The 21,973-nt window shown below is 71.9% G+C and carries 17 protein-coding genes; 6 read left to right on the forward strand and 11 right to left on the reverse strand.

Going from position 1 to position 21,973, the window contains the following annotated elements; genetic code table 11:
• Positions 1-212: 212 nt before the first annotated feature.
• Both KAG51_RS09440 and KAG51_RS09445 read right to left on the reverse strand, forming a co-directional pair.
• On the reverse strand, positions 213-1,835 hold the full coding sequence (locus tag KAG51_RS09440) for a phospho-sugar mutase (RefSeq protein WP_290582990.1): 1,623 nt from the start codon (positions 1,833-1,835) through the stop codon (positions 213-215).
• Positions 1,836-1,837: 2 nt separating this feature from the next.
• The gene (locus KAG51_RS09445; RefSeq protein WP_290582992.1) at positions 1,838-2,629 is read right to left on the reverse strand and encodes a purine-nucleoside phosphorylase; all 792 of its coding nucleotides are present in this window, start codon (positions 2,627-2,629) and stop codon (positions 1,838-1,840) included.
• A gap of 82 nt (positions 2,630-2,711) precedes the next feature.
• Here KAG51_RS09445 and KAG51_RS09450 point away from each other — a divergent pair, with 82 nt between their 5' ends.
• Positions 2,712-3,272 carry a TetR/AcrR family transcriptional regulator gene (locus KAG51_RS09450; RefSeq protein WP_290582994.1) on the forward strand — a complete coding sequence of 187 codons (561 nt, stop codon included), beginning with the start codon at positions 2,712-2,714 and terminating at the stop codon, positions 3,270-3,272.
• Positions 3,273-3,343: 71 nt separating this feature from the next.
• On the opposite strand, the gene KAG51_RS09455 is transcribed toward KAG51_RS09450, so the two are convergent.
• From KAG51_RS09455 to KAG51_RS09480, 6 genes are all read right to left on the reverse strand, one after another.
• Positions 3,344-5,257, reverse strand: coding sequence for an S-layer homology domain-containing protein (locus KAG51_RS09455; protein ID WP_290582996.1), 1,914 nt, complete (start codon positions 5,255-5,257; stop codon positions 3,344-3,346).
• Between the two features lie 65 nt (positions 5,258-5,322).
• The gene (locus KAG51_RS09460; RefSeq protein WP_290582998.1) at positions 5,323-6,666 is read right to left on the reverse strand and encodes an HtaA domain-containing protein; all 1,344 of its coding nucleotides are present in this window, start codon (positions 6,664-6,666) and stop codon (positions 5,323-5,325) included.
• The gene (locus KAG51_RS09465) at positions 6,663-7,721 is read right to left on the reverse strand and encodes a hypothetical protein (RefSeq protein WP_290583000.1); all 1,059 of its coding nucleotides are present in this window, start codon (positions 7,719-7,721) and stop codon (positions 6,663-6,665) included. The genes KAG51_RS09460 and KAG51_RS09465 overlap by 4 nt, the downstream gene beginning before the upstream one ends.
• A complete protein-coding gene (locus tag KAG51_RS09470) occupies positions 7,703-8,506 on the reverse strand; it encodes a heme ABC transporter ATP-binding protein (protein ID WP_290583002.1) in 804 nt (267 codons plus the stop codon). The genes KAG51_RS09465 and KAG51_RS09470 overlap by 19 nt, the downstream gene beginning before the upstream one ends.
• Positions 8,503-9,603 carry an iron ABC transporter permease gene (locus KAG51_RS09475; RefSeq protein WP_290583004.1) on the reverse strand — a complete coding sequence of 367 codons (1,101 nt, stop codon included), beginning with the start codon at positions 9,601-9,603 and terminating at the stop codon, positions 8,503-8,505. The genes KAG51_RS09470 and KAG51_RS09475 overlap by 4 nt, the downstream gene beginning before the upstream one ends.
• The gene (locus KAG51_RS09480) at positions 9,600-10,697 is read right to left on the reverse strand and encodes an ABC transporter substrate-binding protein (RefSeq protein ID WP_290583006.1); all 1,098 of its coding nucleotides are present in this window, start codon (positions 10,695-10,697) and stop codon (positions 9,600-9,602) included. Before KAG51_RS09480 ends, KAG51_RS09475 begins: the two co-directional genes overlap by 4 nt.
• A 214-nt stretch (positions 10,698-10,911) precedes the next feature.
• Between KAG51_RS09480 and KAG51_RS09485 the strand changes: the two genes are divergently transcribed.
• The 4 genes from KAG51_RS09485 (at position 10,912) to KAG51_RS09500 (ending at position 16,719) form a co-directional block, all read left to right on the forward strand.
• Entirely contained in the window at positions 10,912-11,580 is a 669-nt protein-coding gene (locus tag KAG51_RS09485; protein ID WP_290583008.1) for a biliverdin-producing heme oxygenase, read from the forward strand.
• Between the two features lie 36 nt (positions 11,581-11,616).
• Positions 11,617-12,990 carry an NAD(P)H-quinone dehydrogenase gene (locus KAG51_RS09490; protein WP_290583009.1) on the forward strand — a complete coding sequence of 458 codons (1,374 nt, stop codon included), beginning with the start codon at positions 11,617-11,619 and terminating at the stop codon, positions 12,988-12,990.
• 175 nt (positions 12,991-13,165) lie between these two features.
• A complete protein-coding gene (locus tag KAG51_RS09495; protein ID WP_290583011.1) occupies positions 13,166-15,556 on the forward strand; it encodes an N-acetylmuramoyl-L-alanine amidase in 2,391 nt (796 codons plus the stop codon).
• A 179-nt stretch (positions 15,557-15,735) separates the two neighbouring features.
• Positions 15,736-16,719, forward strand: a complete 984-nt coding sequence (locus tag KAG51_RS09500) for a class I SAM-dependent methyltransferase (protein ID WP_290583013.1) — start codon at positions 15,736-15,738, stop codon at positions 16,717-16,719.
• Positions 16,720-16,791: 72 nt separating this feature from the next.
• Here the strand turns inward: KAG51_RS09500 and KAG51_RS09505 are convergent, their stop codons facing one another.
• Positions 16,792-18,582: a biotin carboxylase N-terminal domain-containing protein gene (locus KAG51_RS09505; protein ID WP_290583015.1), complete on the reverse strand. Its 1,791-nt coding sequence runs from the start codon at positions 18,580-18,582 to the stop codon at positions 16,792-16,794.
• Between the two features lie 111 nt (positions 18,583-18,693).
• Positions 18,694-18,903, reverse strand: coding sequence for a hypothetical protein (locus tag KAG51_RS09510; RefSeq protein ID WP_290583017.1), 210 nt, complete (start codon positions 18,901-18,903; stop codon positions 18,694-18,696).
• A gap of 82 nt (positions 18,904-18,985) precedes the next feature.
• On the opposite strand from KAG51_RS09510, the gene KAG51_RS09515 reads away from it, so the two are divergent.
• Positions 18,986-20,098, forward strand: a complete 1,113-nt coding sequence (locus tag KAG51_RS09515; protein WP_290583019.1) for a serine/threonine protein kinase — start codon at positions 18,986-18,988, stop codon at positions 20,096-20,098.
• On the opposite strand, the gene KAG51_RS09520 is transcribed toward KAG51_RS09515, so the two are convergent.
• Entirely contained in the window at positions 20,082-21,947 is a 1,866-nt protein-coding gene (locus tag KAG51_RS09520; protein WP_290583021.1) for a VWA domain-containing protein, read from the reverse strand. The two genes, KAG51_RS09515 and KAG51_RS09520, sit on opposite strands and share 17 nt — an antisense overlap.
• Between the last annotated feature and the right edge of the window lie 26 nt (positions 21,948-21,973).

Genomic DNA, 21,973 nt, shown 5'->3' on the forward strand with positions numbered 1-21,973 from the left:
AGATCGTCTGGTTGCAGAGCACGGGCGTCTCGACGGGCTACGTCGAGGCTGACGGGTCGCGGACGTTCCGCGGGTCCGAGCCGGTGCTGCGTGAGCAGATGGCGGCCTTCCTCTCCCGCTACGACGAGCAGGCCACCACCTCCGCGGGATGATGGCCGCACGATGACGGACACGGGCCGCGAGCACCAGGTGCTCGCGGCCCGTGCCGTCCCTCAGAGACCGAGGGCTGCGGCGAGGTCGGCGCGGATCGCCTCGAGCGTGGTCGCGGCCCGGTCGCGGGCTGCGGCGAGGTCGTCCCCTGCAGGCTCGACGACCTCGAGGTAGCACTTGAGCTTGGGCTCGGTGCCCGACGGGCGGCAGATGACGCGTGTGCCCTCGCCCAGGCCCAGCCGGATGCCGTCGGTCGGCGGCAGCCCGCGATAGCCCTCCGCGAGGTCGTCGACCGACGTGACCTCGAGACCGGCGAGCACTGCTGGGGGTGAAGTGCGCAGCGTGGTCATCGCGGTGGCGATGATCGCCAGGTCGTCGACCCGCACCGAGAGCTGGCCCGTCGCGTGAACGCCGTGCTCCCGGTGCAGCTCGTCGATGCGGTCCAGCAAGGTGCGGCCCTGGGTCCGCAGCTCGGCGGCGAGCGCCAGGACCGAGAGCGCGGCGGTGACGCCGTCCTTGTCACGCGCGATCGCCGGGGCGACGCTGTAGCCCAGCGCCTCCTCGTAGCCGAACGCGAGGTCCGGGATCTTGCCGATCCACTTGAACCCCGTGAGGGTCTGCTGCCAGGTCCTGCCGTGGGCGGCGGCCAGACGGCCGAGCAGGTCCGACGAGACGATCGAGGACGCGTAGGTGCCCGGCGTCCCGCGACGCAGCAGCAGGTCGGCCAGCAGGGCCCCGACCTCGTCGCCGGTCAGCATGCGCCAGTCGTCGGGCCCCGTGGGCACTGCCACGGCGCACCGGTCGGCGTCGGGATCGTTGGCGATCACCAGATCGGCCGCCGACGACCGCGCCAGCGCCAGCGCGAGGTCCATCGCCCCGGGCTCCTCCGGATTGGGGAAGGCGACGGTCGGAAAGTCCGGGTCCGGCTCGGCCTGGTCCGGCACGGGCAGGAGGGCGGGGAAGCCGGCCGCCTCGACGGCGCGCTCGAGCGTGCGCAGGCCCACCCCGTGGATGGGTGTGTAGACCGCCGTGACCTCACGGGGGCCGGGTGGGACGGTCGCGGCGGCCGCCGCGACGTAGGCGCCGGCGACCTCGGCTCCGGCCACCTCGTAGTCGTCGGAGCGCGGCAGCTCGTCGACCCGCCCGACGCGGTCGATCGCGGCGGAGATGTCGGTGTCGGCCGGCGGCACGATCTGACTGGTGTCGCCCAGGTAGACCTTGTAGCCGTTGTCGCGCGGGGGGTTGTGCGAGGCCGTGACCATGACGCCGGCGCTGAGGCCGAGGTGGCCGATCGCGAAGGCCAGCACGGGGGTGGGGAGGGGCTCGGGAAGAAGGACCGCACGGACACCTGCTCCGGCGAGGATCTCGGCGGTGTCGCGCGCGAAGACGTCGGAGTTGTGCCGGGCGTCGAAGCCGATGACCGCCGACGGTGCCGCTTCGTGCTCGAGCAGGTACGCGGCCAGGCCCGCGGCAGCCTGGGCCACCACGACCCGGTTCATCCGCTGCGGGCCGGCCCCGAGCTCCCCGCGCAGGCCCGCGGTGCCGAACTCCAGGCGGCCGGAGAACCGCGCCCGGACCTCGGCCTCGGCACCGGCGTCGAGCAGGTCCCGGAGCTCGTCGCGTGTCTGCGGGTCGGGGTCCTGATCGATCCAGGCGAGCGCCCGTTGCTGCAGATCGGTGTCCATGCTCAGATTCGCGTCAGGACGTCGGCGAGGAGTCCGCCCATGCGGGTGGCGGCCAGGCGGCCGGCCTCCAAGACCTCCTCGTGGTTCAGCGGCTCGCCGGTCGTGCCTGCGGCGTGGTTCGTGACCAGGGAGATGCCCAGCACCTCCAGCCCGGCCTCGCGCGCCGCGATGGCCTCCAGGGCCGTCGACATGCCGACGAGGTGGCCGCCGACCGCCCGGATCATGCCGATCTCGGCCGGCGTCTCGTAGTGCGGCCCGGTGACCTGGGCGTACACGCCCTCGGCGAGCGTCGGGTCGATCTCGCGCACGAGGTCGCGCAGGCGCCGGGAGTACACCTCGGTCAGGTCGACGAACGTGGCGCCGACCAGCGGTGAGGACGCGGTCAGGTTGATGTGGTCGCTGATGAGCACGGGCGTGCCGGGCGTCCACTCGGGCACGAGCCCGCCGCACCCGTTGGTCAGCACGAGACTGCGCACGCCGGCCGCTGCGGCCGTGCGCACGCCGTGCACGACCGCCTCGACTCCCTTGCCCTCGTAGAAGTGCGTGCGGCCCAGGAAGACGAGCGCGCGGCGGTCACCGAGCCGCAGCGAGCGGACCGTCCCACCGTGACCGGCCACGGCAGGGGCGCTGAAGCCGGGGAGGTCGGCCAGGGGGACCTCGTGCTCGGGATCGCCGAGTGCGTCGGCGGCCGGCATCCAGCCCGAGCCCATGACCACGGCGACGTCGTGGTCACCGCCTCCGGTGCGCTCGCGGAGGACGTCAGCAGCGCGCTCGGCACTTTCGTAGGGGTTCACCGAGCCACCGTACGACAGAGGAGCGGCGCGGTGGCGCAGCGAGGAGCCCTGCTGGACCGGTCGTGTCCCGTACCCTGGAGTGGTGCCGAAGATCGTGGGTGACACGCTCGCTGCCCATCGGGCGCAGGTGAGGTCCCAGGTGTTCGAGGCCTTCATCGCCCTGATGGAGGAGCGCGGCTACGCCGCCATCACGCTGAGCGACATCGCGGCACGCGCGGGGGTCGGTCGCACGGCGTTCTACAACCACTTCCGCGACAAGGAAGCCGTCGTCGTCGGGCTCGCCCTGCACGAGACCACGGAGTACGTCACGTCCGCCCGTGCCGCGCTCGTCGGGTCGAGGACGCCCGTGGAGTCCCTGCGCCTGTACGTCCGCCACCACATCGAGCGCCAGGGCGATCTGCACTTCGGCTTCGGCCCCGAGCTGTGGGGTCTCTTGTCGCCCGCGGCCCTCGCTCAGATGCGCGACCACGTCGTGGAGGTCGAGGCGGTGCTGCTGGAGATCCTCCAGCAGGGGTGCGACACCGGGCTGTTCGCGGTCGACGACCTCCCGGCCGCGGTCGCGCTGATCAACGCCTGCCTGCAGCCGCGGCGCCTCGATCCCGAGACGGTCGCCGACTTCGTGAGCCGGGCCGTTCGCGCCTGACGCCCGGCCGACCCGACGACGAGCGGGGTGGCCCGGTCTCCGGACCACCCCGCACGGGTCGTGCCGTCAGATCAGCTCGGCAGGCGGTCGAACCGGAACAGGAACGCGGCCATCTGCTCGCGCAGGACCGGGGCCGAGCCCTGGAACGTGCCGTCGGGGTAGCCCGTCGTGATCTCGGTCGACGCGAGCCAGGTGATCTCCCGGTAGAACGGGTGGCTCGTGGGGACGTCGGAGAACGGCGAGGCGGCCGGCGGCGTGAACTCGGGCTCGTCGGCCAGGCGGTACAGGAACGCCGCCATCTGCTCGCGCAGCACCGGCGCGCTGGGGCGGAACGTGTTGCCCGCGTAGCCCGTCGTGATCCCCTGGTCGGCCAGCCACGCGATGTGGCGGCTGAAGGCATGACCGGACGGGACGTCGGCGAACGTCGCGAGCGGGGCACTCTCGGCGGGGTTGGCGCCGTCGTTCGTGTAGCGGTAGAGGAAGGCCGCCATCTGCTCACGCAGCACCGACTCCGACCCGCGGTAGGCGAACGTGCCGTCGCCGTTGGCGTAGCCCGTCGTGATGCCCTGGGTGGACAGCCAGGTGATCTCGTCCGCGAATGGCGCCCCCAGCAGGTCGGTGAACGGCGGCTCCGGGTCCGGGTCGCTGGCGAACGTGACCGGCACGAGGACCTCGCCGACCGAGGTCTTGCCACCGCTGGCGGGGTAGACCGCGACGCCGTACTGCGTCGTGGCGCCGGCGGACGCGATCTCGTCGATCGCGTCCTTGTCGAGCTCGAGCGTCGTCGAGAACGAACCGTTCTCGGCGAGGACCGTGTTCTGCCCGTTCGGGGCCACGTAGCCGTTCGAGGCCGGATTGGCCCACTTCGTCAGCGCGACGTTGCCGGCGTCGACCGAGCGCGTCGACCCGGCGGCGCCCGCCGAAGGCTGCCAGACCTCGGCGAACTTGCCGAACGCGACGTAGTAGCCACCGGACTTGCCGCACGGCGCCGGCGGGCCGGCCGCGCACACGGGCGCACGGGTGGCCTGCGACAGCTCGGGCAGGAAGTTCGTGCCGGTCACCGTGACGGTCACGGTGTCCTCAGTCGGATCCACGACGGTCTCGCTGACCGTGACGGTCGGGGTCGTGGTGTCGAAGTCGACGTCGAACGGCAGAGCCGGCTTGGTGTCCTGCTTGCCGCCGCAGCCGGTCGAGTAGAAGTGCGACACGACGGCCGTCTCGTCGATCGCGTCGATGAACTCCTGCGGCCAGGAGCCCCACCAGCCGGTGCTGCCGTTCGCGGCGGTGCAGCTCGTGTCCTGTCCGGGGAGGCCGTTCGTGACGCCTTGGTAGTCGGGGGTGACCCGGATGGCGTTGTCCTGTCCCACGGCGACGTCACCCGCACCGAAGCTGGCGAGCGTCACGCGGCCGAAGGACTCGGCCGGGAACTCGTTGCCACCCTGGTCGATGCCGGCACCGATCGTGAAGTCGAACGTCAGGGACCCCGAACCGTCGGCGTTGATCGTCAGCTGGGGGTCGGTGTAGATCTCGTCGGGTGCGCCGAACTGCGGCGGGTAGGCGTTGACCGTGTACGAGCCGTCCCACGTGACGGTGGTGCTGCCGTCGGCCTTGCGGGTACCGGTGCCCTCGCTGAACTTGACGGCGTTGGGCGCCTTGCCGGCCTTGGAGGTCGGGAACGAGGTCGCCGGGACCGGATCGACGAGGTACTCGGTCTGTGGGTGGGGGTTGGGCGTCGCGCCGACGTTGCCCTCGAGGTACGTGGCGTCGCCGGTGAAGTCCGTGAACGTCCACGGACCGAAGATGCCGTCCTGGGCGTAGCCGCTGACGCCCCAGACGAAGGTGGCGTCGCTGATGGCGCTGGCGGGGGACGCGACGGTCGACGCCGCTGCCGCCGCGCTCGGCGTCGTCGCCATGACGAGGCCTCCCGTGGCGAGCGTCGCGGCGAAGGCCGTGGCCACCGCGCGACGCAGTCTGGTGCTGGACATGTCGTGCCTTTCTCGAGGGGTGCCGGGGTACCGGCCTGGGGGATAAGCGGGGGAGGGAAGAGCGATCACGCACGCGGCCGCAGTCGGTGCGCGTACACCGCCGAAGCGGTGACCGTCGAGGCGGCCATCGTCAGGAGAGCCGCTGCCAGCAGCCACCACACGAGCTGGTCGGACACCGGCACCTGGCCGAGCACCCAGCCGTGGTCACCCGCGGACTGGTACGCCGCCGGTGCCGGCGGTGGCGCTGGGACCGTCGCTACCGGGGCCACTCGCGGCGCCGCGGCCCGGGGGGTGCTGCGCGGCGGAGGGGTGAGGATCGAGTTCACCGGCGCGACCGGGTTCGACACGACCGGCACCACGGGGGCGGGCGGCAGCATCGCGGGATCGACGAGGACCGTCACGGGCAGTGCGGCCTTGAACCGGTCGGTGGATCCACCGCTGGAGAACCAGTACGACGCTGCTCCGGCCTCCTGCTGGAACTCGATGAAGTCGGTCGGGAAGGATCCGGCGTCCGCCCCGGTGCGAACCTGCTCGGGCAGGCCGTTGAGGACCCCCGCATAGTCGGGCGTGGCCTGCAGCACGCCGTCGGCGCTGATCGTGGCGTCCGAGAACGTGGCGACCGTGACACGGCGTGGGGCGACCGAGCCCCACTGCGTCGGGTCGAGCTGCGACGAGGCGAACCCGGACAGCTCCGCGGTCAACGTGCCGCTGCCGCCGGTGATGTCGAGCGTCGGGTCGCTGAGGTAGAAGAAGCTCATGCCGGAGTAGTAGACGACCGTGACGTCGCCGTCCCAGGTCAGTGACATGGCGCCCGCGTGCGGGTCGACGGTTCCGGAACCGTTGGCGAAGACGACCTGATGACCGGAGAACTTTCCGGACGTCGGACTCGGGATCGTCGTGCCGGTCTCGTCGGTGGAGAGCCCGGACCAGTCGGCGGGGCGGTAGCTGGACCCGTCCCACTTCTCGATCGACACGTTGCCGTCGACCCCGGTCCATTGGGCCGAGGTCATGACGACGCCACCGCGGCCCGGGTCCGGGAGCCTGCCGGCGCGGAAGAAGTTGAAGGTGTGCGGCGCGAAGGCCCGGTTGTTCGACTCGTGGTTGAGGCCCCAGCGCAGGACGGCGCCGGTCACGGTGCCGTCCGGCTCGCCGGTGCCGGGCTCGCCGGGCTCGACGGGGTCGACCGGGTCGACCGGATCGGGCTCGCCGGGCTCTGCGGGCTCGACCGGACCGGGGTCGGCGGGGTCGACCGGGTCCTCGGCGTCGGGGGCCGTCGGGCCCTCGCCGTCCGGAGCCGGTGCCCCGGACCCTGGCGGCGGCGCGATCTCCTCGGCCGATGCAGGTGCGACCCAGGCGGCCAGCAGGCCGGTGAGCAGGAGCGCGACGAGCGCGCGGCGCAGGGCGGTCATGCGGCGGCCTTTCGACGAGCAGAACGGATCCAGAGGGCGGAGCCCGCGAGGGCCAGGAGCAGCAGCACACCCGCGGCGATGGCGATCCCGATGGCCAGCCAGGGAGGCTTCCCCTGGTCGTCCAGCGCGCGCACCGCGAAGGAGACGGTGAGTCCCTGCTCGCCGGAGAGCCTGAGCGTGTGGGTGCCGGGCTCGAGGTCGAGCGGGAGCTGGAGGGCGCCGGCCACCTGACCATTCGTGCCGACCGCGATCGGCCCGGCGGCCGCGAGCCCGTCGTCGAGCGTCGCGACGACCAGCTCCCCGGGGACCAGACCCACGGCGGTGAAGGTCATGATGCGACCGGGGAGCGCGGCGGTCCGGTCGACCTTGAGCTCGGCGACGGCCGTGACGGCACCGGGCTGGGCGGGGACGACCTCGGGCGCGACGGCGGGAGCCGCGTCGGCCGGGGCCTGGCCGCCGTAGAGGTCGCCGACCTCGACGGGGGTGAACGACTCGTTCGTGCCGTTGACGACACCGTGGGCGCCGATCGTGATGATGCCGCACTGCACCTGCGTGCAGTCGATCTGCTTGACGTTGCCGTCGCGGTCGGCGGCCTGGAACGTCGCACCCGGCACGGTCAGCGAGGTGCTCCACGTGCCGTCGGCGTCGATCTGGCCGCCGTTGGCGGAGGCGCCGGTGTCACTGCCGGGGAAGGCCACGTACTTCTGGAATCCCTGGTTGTCGGCGCTCTCGCTGTCGGGGACGTAGAAGTAGTCCCGGCCGGTCTGGCCGCCCGCGCTGGGCTGCCACCCGTTCGAGACCGTGCCGAAGAAGACGTAGATGCCGCCGTGGCCACCCTGGATCGACTGGAAGCCCGAGCCCGAGACGGTGAGGTCCGTGGCGTAGGTGGTGTCGATGACGGCAGCGCCGTCCGGGTTCGCGACCGACACGCGTCCGACGGCTTCGGCGGGTGATTCCGGGCCGATCAGCACGGCGGCGCAGGCGACGAGCAGGCCGAGCAGGGTGGCCGTCGGGCGGTGGGTCCGGATCAGCGGTGTCAGGGCGTGGGGACGCACGGGGCCTCCTCGGGGAGAGCGTCGTCGATCGTGTGGGGGATGACGACGAGGCGGTCGCGGTGGGTGATGACGTCGACGGGGTGCCCGTAGACCTCGGCGAGCAGGTCGGGCCGCATGACCTCGCTCGGCGGGCCGTCGGCACGCACCCGGCCGTCCGCCAGGACGCAGATCCGGTCGGCGTGGGCCGCGGCGATCGACAGGTCGTGCAGGACGGCCACGACTGCGTGCCCGGCGCGGGCGAGGCGACGGGCCTCGGTGAGGACCTGCTCGGAGTGGCGGATGTCGAGGGCCGCCGTCGGCTCGTCGAGCAGGACGATCTCGGTCGCCTGCGAGATGACCCGGGCCAGGGAGGTGCGCGACTTCTCGCCGCCGGACAGCGTGGGGTAGATGCGCTCGGCGAGGTGGATGACGTCGGTGCGGTCCATCGCGGCCGCGACGACCTCGTCGTCGCGGTCCTCCGCCGCGGTACCGGTCCAGGGGGAGCGGCCCATGCGGACGACGTCGATGACGCGGAAGCCGAAGGCCAGTCGTTGCTCCTGGGGGAGCACGGCGCGGCGACGTGCGAGGTCGCGCACCCGGATGCCGGCGACGGGGCGGCCGTCGAGCTCGACCGAACCCGCCCGGGGCTCGAGGTCGCCGGCGAGCACGTTCAGGAGGGTCGTCTTGCCGGCGCCGTTCGGGCCGACCAGCGCGAGGAGCTCACCGGGGGCGATCGAGACGTCGACGTCGGTGAGCACCTGGTGGCCGGCGATCGTCACGTCGACGCCCTGCACGCGAAGGCTCATGACCAGCCTCCCGCGGTGCGGCGGGTGCGGCGCAGGAGCCAGAAGAAGAACGGACCGCCGACGAGGGAGGTGATCATGCCGATCGGCAGGTCGGCGGTGTCGACCGCGGTGCGCGCGACGAGGTCGGCACCCAGCAGCAGCACCGCACCCGCCAGGGCCGACGCGGGCACGAGCACCCGGTGTCCGGGGCCGACGATCATGCGTACGACGTGGGGCACGACCAGGCCCACGAAGGCGACGATGCCGGCGAAGGCCACGCCCGCGGCCGTCAGGAGTGCGACGAGCACGATGGCACCGATGCGGACCCGCTCGACGTCGAGGCCGACGTGCCGCGCGGCGCGGTCGCCGAGCGAGAGGATGTCGAGCTTGCGGGCGAGGAGCACGGCGCCGACCAGCCCGACCGCGGCGATCGGTGCGGCGACCCAGACGTACTGCCAGCGGGTGCCGTTGAGGCTGCCGAGCTGCCAGAAGACGATCTCCTCGCGGGCCTGGGTGTCGCCGATGAACAGCAGGAAGGCGAGACCGGCCGAGCACACCGCATTGATCGCGATGCCGGTCAGGACCAGGGTGACGACCTCGGTGCGACCGTCGGCCCGCGACATGACGTAGACGAGCAGGGTCGTGACCAGGCCGCCCGCGAAGGCGAAGATCGCGATCGTCCACTCCCCGGCGAAGGTCAGCTGGTAGACGATGACGATGCCGGCGGCGAACGCGGCGCCCGCCGAGACGCCGACGACCGCCGGCTCGGCGAGCGGGTTGCCGAAGACGCCTTGCATCAAGGCGCCGGCTGCCGCGAGGGAGGCGCCGACCACCAGCGCCATCGCGACGCGGGGGAAGCGGACCTGCCACAGGGCGGCGTCGCCCTGGGGGTGGGTCGGCATCGGACCGAGATCCAGACCGAGACGGTGCAGGATCGATCCGAGCACCTCGTCGGCGGGGATCTCGAGCTGGCCGCGTCCGGCGGCGACGACCGTCAGCACCGCGCCGGCGACGAGCAGCACGCCGAAGAGGGCCGAGCTGCGGGCGACGCGAGTCCTCGGCAGCCGGGGCTCGGTGGCGCCGGCGGGCGCTGAGGGGCGGGGGGTCGTGAGAGTCATGTCAGCGCCTCGGGGGCGTAGATCGACACGGCCAGGGAGTTCAGGACGTCCGGCGTGCGCGGGCCGAAGCTCAGGACCTGGCTGTCGTCCATGTCGACGATGCGCCGGCTCTGCCCGGCGGGGGTGTTGGCCAGGGCGGGGAGCCGATCGAGCAGTCCGTCGACGCCGTCGACCGAGTCCAGGCCCTTCGTCATCATGATGATCAGCTCGGGCTGCGCGGCGATGACGCCCTCGTCGTTGACGGGCTTCATGCCGGACCACCCGATCTCGGCGGTGACGTCGTACAGGCCGAGGGACGCGATCAGGTCGTCGGCGCCCGAGCCCTCGCCGAACATGTAGTAGACGCCGGCCTGGCCGCGCACGTACAGGAACACGGTGCGCAGCTGCTCGGCCGGCGGGCTCGGGGCGACGGCGGCGATCTCGTCGATGACGGCCTGGGTCTCGGCCATGATCCGGTCGCTGAGCTTCACGCCCAGGTCGGGCACCCCGAGGGCTGCGGCGACCTGGGACGTGATGGTCGCGATGTTCTCGAGGCTGCGGGTCGAGTCGACGACGACGACCGGGATGCCGGCGTCGCGCATCTGCAGGACCACGTCCCACGGTCCGAGGGACGTGTCGGTGATGATCAGCGTCGGGTCGAGGGCGAGGATCGACTCGGCGTTCAGCTCGTGGCCGTTACTGGTGACGAGCGGCAGGTCGCGGGCTTCGTCGAACTGGGTCGACACGTCGCGTCCCACGAGAGACTCGCCCAGACCGAGCTCGAACACCGTCTGCGAGAGCGTGCCGTAGATGTCGAGCGCGAGGATCCGGTCGACCTCGGTGACCGTGACCTCGGTGCCCTGGGCGTCGGTGAGCGTGACGGGGAGCTGAGGAGCGGCGTCGTCGGTGACGGGTCGGATCTCGACCCCGCCGAGGCCGGCGTGGACCGGGCCCTCCCAGCCACGCGGGTCGTCGAGCGGGGTGACCTCGGAGAGCGGCGGTGGCGCCTGGTCGGAGCCGACCGCACCGTGACCGCCTCCAGGTCCTGGCACGCAGGCCGCGGCGGCCAGGAGGGTCACCACAACAGGGGCGGCGAGCAGACGACGGCGCAGCACGGGACGAGTTCCTCCGAAGTGACTCGACGAATGAGATGACGGTGGGAGTTAGGTTACGGTAACCTGATTAAGGTTCGACTTACCTTAGGGCATGTCCCGACAGGATGTCATCTCGATGACGTCACATTGTCAGATCGTTCACGACGTGGTGTCATGAAACTCGCCATGATGTTGACTGGACCCGCCCGGGGCCGTCGCCAGCCGCAGGAGTGAGATGACCATCGCCCAGGAGTCACCCGTCGTGACACCGCTGTCCGCCCTCCTGCGCGAGGGCTCCACCGCAGAGCACCGCGACGCCGAGGGCTCGTCGTTCATGACCGAGCTGCTGGCCGGACGGGTCTCCGGCGAGGGCTACGCGGTCTACCTCTCGTGCCTGCGCCGTGTCTACGCGGCGCTGGAGGGCGCGGCCGCTTCGCTCGGCACCGACCCGATCGCGTCGGCCGTGATCGACCCCCGGCTCGACCGCCTGGCCGCGATCGACGCCGACCTGGAGTTCTGGGGCGGTCCCGTCGCGCACGTGAGCCCGGCCACCGACGCCTACGTCTCGCGCATCCAGCGGGCCGCGGCCTGGGGTGGCACGTTCGTCGCGCACCACTACACGCGATACCTCGGTGACCTGTCGGGCGGCCAGGCCATCGGCCGGCTCCTAGCCCGCGAGTTCGACCTGGACGGCGCCGGGGTCGCGTTCTACGCGTTCCCGGAGATCCCCAAGCCGAAGCCGTACAAGGACGCCTACCGCGGGCGCCTCGACGCGCTGCCGCTGGACGCCTCGGAGCAGCAGCGCGTGCTGGCCGAGGTCAAGGGCGTCTTCGGCCTCAACGGGGCCTTGTTCAGCGAGCTCAGCGCGCAGCTCCCGGCCTGGCGCCGCGGGGACCTCACCTGACTTCGAAGTAGGACGCGAGTGCGGGACACTGGTCGCGTGACTCACGTGGCGATCATCGGTGGCGGACCCGGCGGATACGAAGCAGCCCTCGTGGCGGCGCGGCACGGCGCGGAGGTCACGATCGTCGAACGCGACGGCTGGGGCGGGTCGACCGTCCTGACCGACTGCGTGCCGAGCAAGACCCTGATCGCCACGGCCGACGTGCTGACCGAGGTCGCCGAGTCGCTCGAGCTCGGCGTCGAGCTCCCCTCCGGCGTCCACGCCGACCTCGCCCAGGTCAACCGCCGCGTGCTCGATCTCGCGCTGGCGCAGTCCCGCGACATCGGGGAGCGCCTGGCGTCCAGCGGCGTGCGCACCGTGCGGGGCACCGGCCGACTCGTGAGTGGCACCACGGTCGAGGTCACGACGCCCGACGGCGACGTCGAGACCCTCGAGGCCGATGCGGTGTTGATCGCCACCGGGGCGCACCCGCGCGTGGTCGCCAGTGCCCAGCCTGACGGCGAGCGCATCCTCACCTGGGAGCAGGTCTACGCCCTCCAGGAGGTTCCCGAGCACATGATCGTGGTCGGCTCCGGCGTGACGGGTGCCGAGTTCGCGAGCGCCTACAACGGTCTGGGTGCCCGTGTGACCCTGGTGTCGAGCCGCGACCGCGTGCTGCCGGGCGAGGACCCCGACGCCGCCGACACGATCGAGGACGTGTTCCGGCGCCGGGGCATGGACGTGCTCGGCAACTCCCGGATGGACTCGGTCGAGCGGACCGGTGACCGCGTCGTGGTCACGCTCACCGATGGTCGCACCGTGGAGGGGTCGCACTGCCTCCTGGCGCTCGGCTCGATCCCCAACACCGAGGGCCTGGGACTGGCCGAGAACGGCATCCTGCTCGACGACGGCGGATTCGTGCGGGTCGACCGGGTCTCGCGCACCACGGCGCCCGGGGTGTACGCGGCCGGCGACTGCACCGGCGTGCTGATGCTCGCATCGGTCGCGGCCCAGCAGGGACGCATCGCGATGTCGCACGTGCTCGGTTCGGCCGTCCACCCGCTCGCGCTCTCGGAGGTCTCGAGCAACATCTTCACCTCGCCGGAGATCGCGACGGTGGGGCTCTCGCAGAAGAAGCTCGACGAGCAGGGCATCGAGGCCGACGTCGCGATGCTGCCGCTGGCGGCCAACCCGCGGGCGAAGATGCAGGGCGTCCGCGACGGGTTCGTCAAGCTGTTCGCCCGCCGGGGCAGCGGCACCGTGATCGGCGGCGTCATCGTCGGTCCGCGAGCCAGCGAGCTGATCCACGTCGTCTCGCTCGCGGTCATGACGAGCCTGACGGTCGACCAGGTCGCCAACGCGTTCACGGTCTACCCGTCGATGTCGGGCACCGTGGCGGAGGTCGCACGCCGCATCCACCGGCCTGAGTGACCCCGCAGGCGGCGTGCCGGCCGTGACGAAGGTCCTGCCGGACGAAGGCTGGCGTTCCAGTCAGAATCACACGCATGTAGTTATGTGAGGCCTGTGGCGTATGGGACCAAAGTGGTGTCTAATCGTGGCTGGCGGTGAGCCTTCCCCCTGAGTCACCGCCGGATGGGGAGAATTCATGCTCGGCCGCCGATCCCGCCGTCAGCGCGTGCGTCGCACGCGACGCGCACTGCTGCTGCGCTGTGTCCCGATCCTGGCTGTGACGGCCGTGCTGGCCGCGCTGCTCGTCGCGGTGACGGTCTCGCAGGTGCGCACGTCGGACACGGCGGGGGAACCTGCCGAGGTCGCGAAGCGTGAGTTCACCGTCACGCCGGAGGCCGAGCGCGAGCCCTATACGCCTCAGGACGCCGCTCTCGTCGCGGTCGCCGATCCGGCCGTTCCGACGATCCAGGACGGCGTCGTCGTCGCCGAGCTCGCACCGCACGACCTGCCCTCGTTCGAGCTCCTCGGTGTCACCTGGACCGGGGGAGTCCCGGCTGACGTCGCCGAGGTCCAGGTCCGCTGGCAGCAGGACGGGACATGGTCGCCGTGGACCGTCCTGGACCCCGAGGACGAGCCGGCCGAGGGTGGCATCCCCGGGACCGAGCCGAAGTGGATCGGTCCGTCCCAGGCCGCGCAGGCCCGCATCGTGGCCAGCGCCGACATCGATCCCACGGGTCTGACCCTCGTGACCGTCTCGCCGGGCACGGCCCCCACCCTGACGCAGGCCGCGCTGACCCAGGCCACCACGACGCAGCCGCCCATCACGACCCGCGCGGCCTGGGGCGCGCGGCCGTACGGAGGCTCGGGCTGTGGCGCGGCACCGTCCAACGGCACGTTCCAGGGCACGATCGTCCACCACACGGCAGGCAGCAACAACTACAGCCCGCAACAGTCCGGCGGCATCGTCCGTTCGATCCAGGCGTACCACATGGACGGCCAGCGCTGGTGCGACATCGGCTACAACTTCCTGATCGACCGCTACGGCCAGATCTTCGAGGGTCGTGCCGGGGGCATCACCAAGACGCCCTACGGCGCCCACGCGGGCAACTCCGCCGTCAACGCCAACACGACCGGCATCTCCCTGATGGGCGAGTTCACGAGCGCCGTCCCGCCGCTGGAGATGACCAGCTCGCTCGTGCGGCTCGCGACGTGGCGTCACTCGCTGTTCGGGGTGCCCGCCAAGGGCTCGTACTCGATCGGTGGCGTCACGATCAGGCGGATCGACGGCCACCGCAGCGTGAAGTCGACCGCGTGCCCCGGCAACCAGGTGTTCGGCTGGCTCAACGGACCCGGCGGCATGGCCGACCAGGTCGAGGCAGGTCTGGCGTCCGTCGGCACGAGCTTCGTCAAGACGGCGGCCGACCCGAAGGTGTACCTGCTCGTCGACGGCACCAAGCACCACGTCGTCGACGGGGCCGAGTTCGCCGTGCTCGCCGCCGGCTTCGGGGGCTCGGTCCGCACCGTCGACGCCGGGACCCTGAACGCCTACCCGACCGGCACTCCCGCGTCGCGCTACGTGCGGGACCAGTCGACGCAGACGCTCTACCTGCTGCAGTCCGACGGCACCAAGCATCGATTCCCCTCGACCGACCTGGTCGACCGGTACGGCTACCGCGTCAATTCCTTCTTGCCGCTCTCGGCCGGGCAGGTGGGACGCTTCCGGACCGGTGACGAGGTCGGGCCGGTGTTCTCGATCGAGACCGGCGCGGCGATCAACCTGATGTCGGGCTGGCAGCGTCGCCCGATCACGACGAACGCGGCGTGGGTCGCGGTCCGCGGCAGCTCGGCCTACGTGGCCCAGATGTCGGCGGCAGGTGCGGCCCGGTACAGCCAGGGACCGGCCGTCGTGGAGGCCGGCGTGCTCGTCAAGGAGCAGTCGAAGAGCCAGGTGTACCTGAGCTCGACCGATCTCGACCTGACGCCGATCACGTCCTTCGACATCGCTGCCGACCTCGGCGTGACGCGACTCGTCACGATCCCTGACGGCCTGCTCGCGACGAACCCGCGCTCGGGCCCGCTCGCGCCGGCCGTGACCTGCGCGGGCGCGGGCTACCTGGCCGGCAACGGCCGACTGGCGACCGTGGGCGAGTGGGAGAGCTCTGGGCTCAGGCCGCTTGCGATCAGCGCCGCGGCCTGCCCGGTCCTCGGGTCCGCGGCCGCCCCCGCCTCGACGCCGCTGTTCGTGCAGGTGCCCGGCCAGCCGCACGTCTTCGTGGTGGTCGGTGGCGAACGGCACCACGTGCGCTCGTGGAGCCGCCTGCTGGAGCTCGCCGGAGGCGCCACGCCGTCGATCGTCAGCTGGCGCAGCGCCACGGCCGCGCTCGTGCCGCAGGGGGCGCCGGAGCTCGACGGCACGTACGTGCAGTTCGCCGGCGGGGCGGAGATCTACCGCGGTTCGGGCCGGACGATCCAGCACGTGACGTCGTACGCGGCCCTGCTGAAGGCGAATGGCGGCAAGCTGCCGCCGATCGAGCAGCTCCCCGCCGCCCAGAAGGCGTACTACACGGCGGGATCGCCGATCTCCTGACGGCGTGGAGGACGGGGTCAGGTCCGGCCCCGTCCTATACTGCTCGGGTGCGGCCCAGCCCTTGGCGTCGTGCCCAGCTGGAGCAGACGCTGGCGGTGTCTCCGCCGCCCTGCGCGAGGGATGCGCCGGGCCACCCGGAGCGAACGCCATCGGCCTGCGCCGAGACGAGAGGACCCCACGTGCCCCTGCTGAACGAGTCCGTGAAGGACAAGATCCTGCACGCGATCGAGACGCGCACCGGATCACGGCTCTACAAGGGCGCCAACAACCTCTGGCGTGCGCTCGCCGGACGCTTCGACGGTCAGCGCCGGGCGCAGCGCATCGCCGAGCTGGAGCGCATCGAGCTCGAGGGCATCGTCAACCAGGAGCAGAACGTCGGCTGGGTCACGCCGGACCGGTTCGAGAAGTTCCCCACGGCCTCCCTCGGTCGCCACCAGGTCCTGCGTGGCCTGCAGGAGGCCATCGGCGCGCGGACCTACCTCGAGATCGGCATCGACAACGGAGCGAGCCTGTCCTACGTCGACATGCCCTCGATCGGGGTCGATCCCGCTCCCCACATCACGTACGACCTCGGTGAGCACATCCAGGTGCACATCGAGAAGAGCGACGACTTCTTCGCCAAGCCGGACGCGGTCGAGCACTTCGACGGTGTCCCGCTCGACTTCGCCTTCATCGACGGCATGCACCTGTCGGAGTTCGCTTTGCGAGACTTCATGAACCTCGAGAAGCTCATGTCGCGCTCGGGTGTCATCGTGTTCGACGACATGCTGCCGCGCAACGATCTGGAGGCCTTCCGGATCCGGCGCACCAACGCGTGGGCCGGCGACGTCTACAAGGTCATGGAGATCCTCGAGGAGCACCGTCCCGACCTCGTGCTCCTGCCGCTCAACTCCAACCCCACGGGCACGCTGCTGATCGCGAACCTGGACCCGTCCTCGCGCGTGCTCGACGAGCGCTACGACGAGCTCGAGGCGTACTGCACGACGCCTGACCCGCAGGTCGTCGCACCGCGGTGGAAGCGGCGCGAGTCGGCGGTCGACCCGGCCACGGTCATCGCGAGCCGCGCGTGGTCGCTGCTGCGCCAGTCGCGCGGCGCCGCCGACGCCGACGCCCTGATCGACCAGGCGATGGCCGAGCTGCGATCGATTCCCACGGTGTCCTGACGCACCCTCGCCCACGACGAGCAAGGCCCCCGCGGACGTCCGCGGGGGCCTTGCTCGTGTGACGGGGACCGCTCAGGCGTCGGCGTCCTTGATGTCGGCGACGACCGCGCCGGCGCCGATGGTCGCACCGACCTCGGCCGCGAGGCTCGTGATGACGCCGGCCTTGTGGGCGTTGATGGGCTGCTCCATCTTCATGGCCTCGATCACGACGACCAGGTCGCCCTCGGCAACCTCCTGGCCCTCCTCGACCGCGAGCTTGACGACGGTGCCCTGCATGGGCGAGGTCAGCGAGTCGCCGGAGACGGCCGCACCGGCACCGCCGCCCTTGCGGCCCTTCTTGGCCTTCTTGGCGCCGCCGGACGCTGCGGCGGTGACGCCGAGCGAGCCGGGCAGGACGACCTCGATGCGCTTGCCCCCGACCTCGACGACGACGCGCTCGCGCTCGGCGGGCTCGTCCGCCTCGCTGCCGGCCGCGACGTACGGCTCGAGCTGGTTGTCGTAGTCGGTCTCGATCCAGGTCGTGTAGACGTCGAACGATCCGGTGCTGCCATCGGCGTTCGTGGCGGTGTAGGCCGGGTTGTCGAGCACGTCACGGTGGAAGGGGATCACGGTCGGCATGCCGTCGACGACGAACTCGTCGAGCGCACGACGCGAGCGCTCGATCGCCTGCTGGCGCGTGCGGCCGGTCACGATGAGCTTGGCGACCAGCGAGTCGAAGGCGCCCGGGATCGTCTCACCGTTGACGTAGCCGGAGTCGAGGCGCACGCCGGGGCCCGACGGCGGCTCCCAGGCGGTGAGGGTGCCCGGGGCGGGGAGGAAGCCCCGGCCGCCGTCCTCGGCGTTGATGCGGAACTCGATCGAGTGACCGATGATCTCGGGGTCGTCGTAGCCGAGCTCCTCGCCCGCCGCGATGCGGAACATCTCGCGCACGAGGTCGAGACCCGTGACCTCCTCGGAGACGCAGTGCTCGACCTGCAGGCGGGTGTTGACCTCGAGGAAGCTGATGGTGCCGTCGCGCGCGACGAGGAACTCGCACGTGCCGGCGCCGACGTATCCGGCCTCGGTGAGGATCGCCTTGGAGGAGGCGTAGAGGCGCTCGAGCTGATCGTCGGACAGGAACGGCGCGGGCGCCTCCTCGACGAGCTTCTGGTGGCGGCGCTGCAGGGAGCAGTCGCGGGTCGAGACGACCACGACGTTGCCGTGGCTGTCGGCGAGGCACTGCGTCTCGACGTGGCGCGGCTTGTCGAGGAACTTCTCGACCAGGCACTCGCCGCGACCGAAGGCCGAGACGGCCTCGCGGACGGCCGACTCGTACTGGCCGGGGATCTCCTCGCGGGTGCGGGCGACCTTGAGGCCGCGGCCGCCGCCACCGAAGACCGCCTTGATCGCGACCGGGAGACCGTGCTCGTCGGCGAAGGCGAGGACCTCGTCGGCGTTCTTGACCGGCTCCTTGGTGCCGGGCGCCAGGGGGGCGTTCGCCTTCAGGGCGATCTGCTTGGCCTTGGCCTTGTCGCCGAGGTTCTCGATCGCCGAGGGGGGCGGGCCGATCCAGATCAGCCCGGCGTCGATCACGGCCTGCGCGAAGTCGGCGTTCTCGGCCAGGAAGCCGTAGCCGGGGTGGACGCTGTCGGCGCCGCTCTTCTGGGCGACGGCGATGATCTTCTCGATCGACAGGTAGGAGTCGGCCGGCGTCGCGCCCTCCAGGGAGTAGGCCTCGTCCGCCAGACGCACGAAGAGCGCGTCGCGGTCGGGCTCGGCGTAGACGGCGACGGAACCGATGCCGGCATCCTTCGCCGCTCGGATCACGCGGACGGCGATCTCACCGCGGTTGGCGATCAGGACCTTCTGCAGGGGGGTGCTCACGAATGATCTCCTCGGACACGTCAGGGATGCGGGGCGAGTCTAGGGGAGGCCTCGGGGTGACGCCGCCGCAGGGCGGTCAGCGGTGACCGTAGCGAGGCGCGGAGCCGTCCCTCAGAGCACGTCCAGGCTCGCGCAGGGCAGCGAGAAGTGGCAGGTGCAGGTGCCGAAGTCGACCGTGACGGCGGTCTCGCCGGAGACGTTGACGACGCGGCCCAGGCCGTGCGCGTCGTGCGTGACCCGCTGGCCCACCTCGTAGCTGCGTGACGCGGGCGGGGCGGGCGGGGCGAACGGGCTGCTGGAGAGCCGGCGGGGCAGGGTCATGGTTCCGTCAGGATCCTCCTCCCGGGCCCCAGAAGCCAATCGCCGCCGTGGCGGACCGGCCGCGCGCGGCTAGGGTGGCCGGGTGACGCAGGTCTTCGCGGGTCGCTACCAGCTCGTCGACCTCCTCGGTCGGGGAGGCATGGGCGACGTCTGGCGGGTCTGGGACCTGCGCGACGGTGTCTACCGCGCCGCCAAGCTGCAGCGGCAGGCCGACAGCGCCTCGCTGCTGCGATTCGTGCGCGAGTCCTCGACCCGGGTGGAGCACCCCCACGTCGTGGCGCCCACGGGGTGGTCGGCCGAGGACGGCACGGTGCTCTTCGCGATGCCCATCATCGGCGGCGGCTCGGTGGCCCAGGTCGTCGCGGACCACGGCCCGCTGCCGGCGGCCTGGGTGCGTGAGGTCGGCCGTCAGCTCTTCCTCGCGCTGCAGGCGGTGCACGACGCCGGACTCGTGCACCGCGACGTCAAGCCCGCCAACCTGCTGCTCGAGGCCACGGGCACGGCGCCCCCGGTCCTGCGGCTGTCGGACTTCGGCATCGCAGCGGTCCGCGACGAGCCCCGGCTGACCCGGGCCTGGGAGGTCGTGCACACACCGGGCTACGCGGCGCCGGAGGTCTTCACCGATGCCGACCCGCATCCGCGCCAGGACCTCTACGCGGCCGGCGTCGTGCTGGTCGAGATGCTCACCGCCGAACGCCCCAGGTCTGACGGATCGGTCGTGGTCCCGCCGGGCCCCTTCGCCAGCGTCATCGCGCGTCTGGTCGATCCCGATCCGGAGCAGCGCTACGCCACGGCCGCCGAGGCCGGCGCGGCACTCGTCGCCGTGCCGGTACCGGCCGCCTCGGGGGAGCCCGTCGAGGTGTTCTCGCACCTGCCCGAATGGCCCGACGGCTGGGGACCCGGGGGTCCCGCCGGCGCAGCGGGTCGCGACGAGCAGCCGGCGACCAGCTCGCCCACCGGGCCCGGACCCACCCAGGTCGCTGCGACAGCGGTCCGCGAGACCGACCCCACCCGCCGTCGCCGTGTGGCCCCGCGCCAGCCGCTCCCGGCCCCTCCCGTCGCCGGGCCCGGGGTGCCACGCGAGCCGGCGCAGGGTGAGGCCGGCTCGCGCCGCGGGACCCCGGTCGGGGTCTGGCTGCTCGGGGTCGCCGGCCTCGCCCTGGTCGTCGCGGCCGTCGTCACCGGCCTGCGCTGACGCGCGAGCGGATCAGCAGAGCCCCGGCCGCCAGAAGGGCGAGCACGCCGGCTGCGCCGAGGCCCACGGGCAGCACCGGGAACCCGCCGTCGTCACCGGCGTCGCCGTCGGCCGAGGTCGCCTCGGTGTCGACGTTCCGCACGGGCGACGACACGAGCGAGGAGTCCGCCTCGGGTGCGGACAGCTGTGACGTGTCGTACTCGGGGGCACCGTCCCCTGCCTCGCCGCTGGTCTTGAGCGTCAGCGTGTACGGCTGGGTGTTGCTCCCGACGTTGGCCTCGAAGGCGACTTGCACGTACCGGTACCCCGGGATGGCGGCTCCGCGGACGGGCAACGCCCCCGCTCGCTGCAGGTAGGCGACCGTCGGCGTCTGCGTCCCGGTCCTCAGTGGAGTGCCTGCCGTGCTCGCGAGGATCAGTGGTTCGTTCCAGTCGGCAGGGCGGCCCTTGCCGTAAAGATTGTCGCCGTCGTCGGTGCGCAGCGGCCCGACGACGTCGATCGAGAAGCCGTAGCCGACGTGGGCGGCATCGATGGTCTGTTGAGTCAACGTCATGTCGATCTGAGCCTGCAGGTTCTGGCCCCAGTCGAGCGGAACCGCGAAGACCTGGGTCTCGCCCTGATTGATGCCCAGCTCGTAGGAGCCGTCGGTGAGGACCGGGGCGCTCGCGAGACTCGAGCCCGGCACGACATCGGTCTCCGGCGAGCCGCTCGGCTCCAGGGTCTGCCACGAGGGCGCCTCCGGTGCGGGCTCGACGTCCCGATCAGCGTCGTCGGCAAGGGGTGGCTCCTCGTAGACCGCGATCTCGACCGGCTTCCCGGCGTTCGCGGGATTGGAGTTCTCCAGGGCGAGGACCAGGTCCTCGTCGATGTTGCAAGGGTCGTCCGGCGTCGCCTTCCAGCTGGCGACTCCGTCGAAGTGGTAGGGATTGGCCGATCCGATGCCGTTGCCGAACGCGCTTCCCGAGGCGCACGACAAGCCCTCGGGCGCGCTTCCCGGGTACAGCGACATGCGGACCGACTCGCCGGCCGAGCCGGACTCGCCGATGTAGGAGACGCCGACGTGGATCGTGGAGCCGATCTGCGTGCGGGGGATGCGGTAGAACAGCTCACCGTCGACCGGAAGGGTGTCGACGTACTGTCCCGGCGCCGTCATGCGGGGCGCGTCACTCACGTCGGGCGTGCCCTCGATCGGCTCGCCGGTGAGGTCGAAAGGCCGGGCGGACCTGGTCTGCGCCGTCGTCAGACCGTCGACCAGGCTCGCGGTGTCGGTCGCGTCGTAGTACGTGCCGCCGCCCGCCGACGCGACGCACTCGAGGCTGGCGCGCGCTGCGGCGTCGACGTTGAGCCCCACGACGTCGATGCGCACGTCGACGCCACCGGCGCGCAGCTGCTCGGCCACGACGCACGGATCGGGCTCGCACGTGGCGAGTCCGTCGCTGACGAGCACGATCGACCGCTGGCCCTCGGTGCCCAGGTCCGTGCCGGCCTCCTGAAGGGCGTACGCGATGGGGGTCTCGCCGTACGGCTCGTAGGCATCGATCGCCGCGTTCAGGTCGTCGCGGTTGTCCGTCGCAACGGGGGCGACGTTCTGCGAGTCGCTGCAGTACAGCTCGGCGCCGGCGCGGGTGGGCTGCGTCGCGCCGAAGACCCGCATGCCGACGGGCTGCACGTCGGGGAGCTGGTTGACGACCGCCCGCAGGGCGTCCTTCGCGGCGTCGATGCGGGTGCGCCCGTCGCCGGTCAGCTCGCTCATCGATCCCGAGGAGTCCAGCACGAGCATGAGACGGCCGACGGGCTCGTCGTCGCCGGACTCGGCGGCGGTCGACGGCACGGCGACGAGTGTGGTCATCGCGACGAGCGCGAGAGCGAGCAGGT

Source organism: Aeromicrobium sp. (assembly GCF_023146395.1).
GTDB lineage: Bacteria > Actinomycetota > Actinomycetes > Propionibacteriales > Nocardioidaceae > Aeromicrobium.

Coding starts and splice junctions, on each gene's coding strand:
- KAG51_RS09440 (WP_290582990.1), bottom strand. CDS start 1,835: ATGGACACCGATCTGCAGCAACGGGCGCTCGCCTGGATCGATCAGGAC.
- KAG51_RS09495 (WP_290583011.1), top strand. CDS start 13,166: ATGCTCGGCCGCCGATCCCGCCGTCAGCGCGTGCGTCGCACGCGACGC.
- KAG51_RS09455 (WP_290582996.1), bottom strand. CDS start 5,257: ATGTCCAGCACCAGACTGCGTCGCGCGGTGGCCACGGCCTTCGCCGCG.
- KAG51_RS09460 (WP_290582998.1), bottom strand. CDS start 6,666: ATGACCGCCCTGCGCCGCGCGCTCGTCGCGCTCCTGCTCACCGGCCTG.
- KAG51_RS09520 (WP_290583021.1), bottom strand. CDS start 21,947: ATGACCACACTCGTCGCCGTGCCGTCGACCGCCGCCGAGTCCGGCGAC.
- KAG51_RS09470 (WP_290583002.1), bottom strand. CDS start 8,506: ATGAGCCTTCGCGTGCAGGGCGTCGACGTGACGATCGCCGGCCACCAG.
- KAG51_RS09485 (WP_290583008.1), top strand. CDS start 10,912: ATGACCATCGCCCAGGAGTCACCCGTCGTGACACCGCTGTCCGCCCTC.
- KAG51_RS09475 (WP_290583004.1), bottom strand. CDS start 9,603: ATGACTCTCACGACCCCCCGCCCCTCAGCGCCCGCCGGCGCCACCGAG.
- KAG51_RS09510 (WP_290583017.1), bottom strand. CDS start 18,903: ATGACCCTGCCCCGCCGGCTCTCCAGCAGCCCGTTCGCCCCGCCCGCC.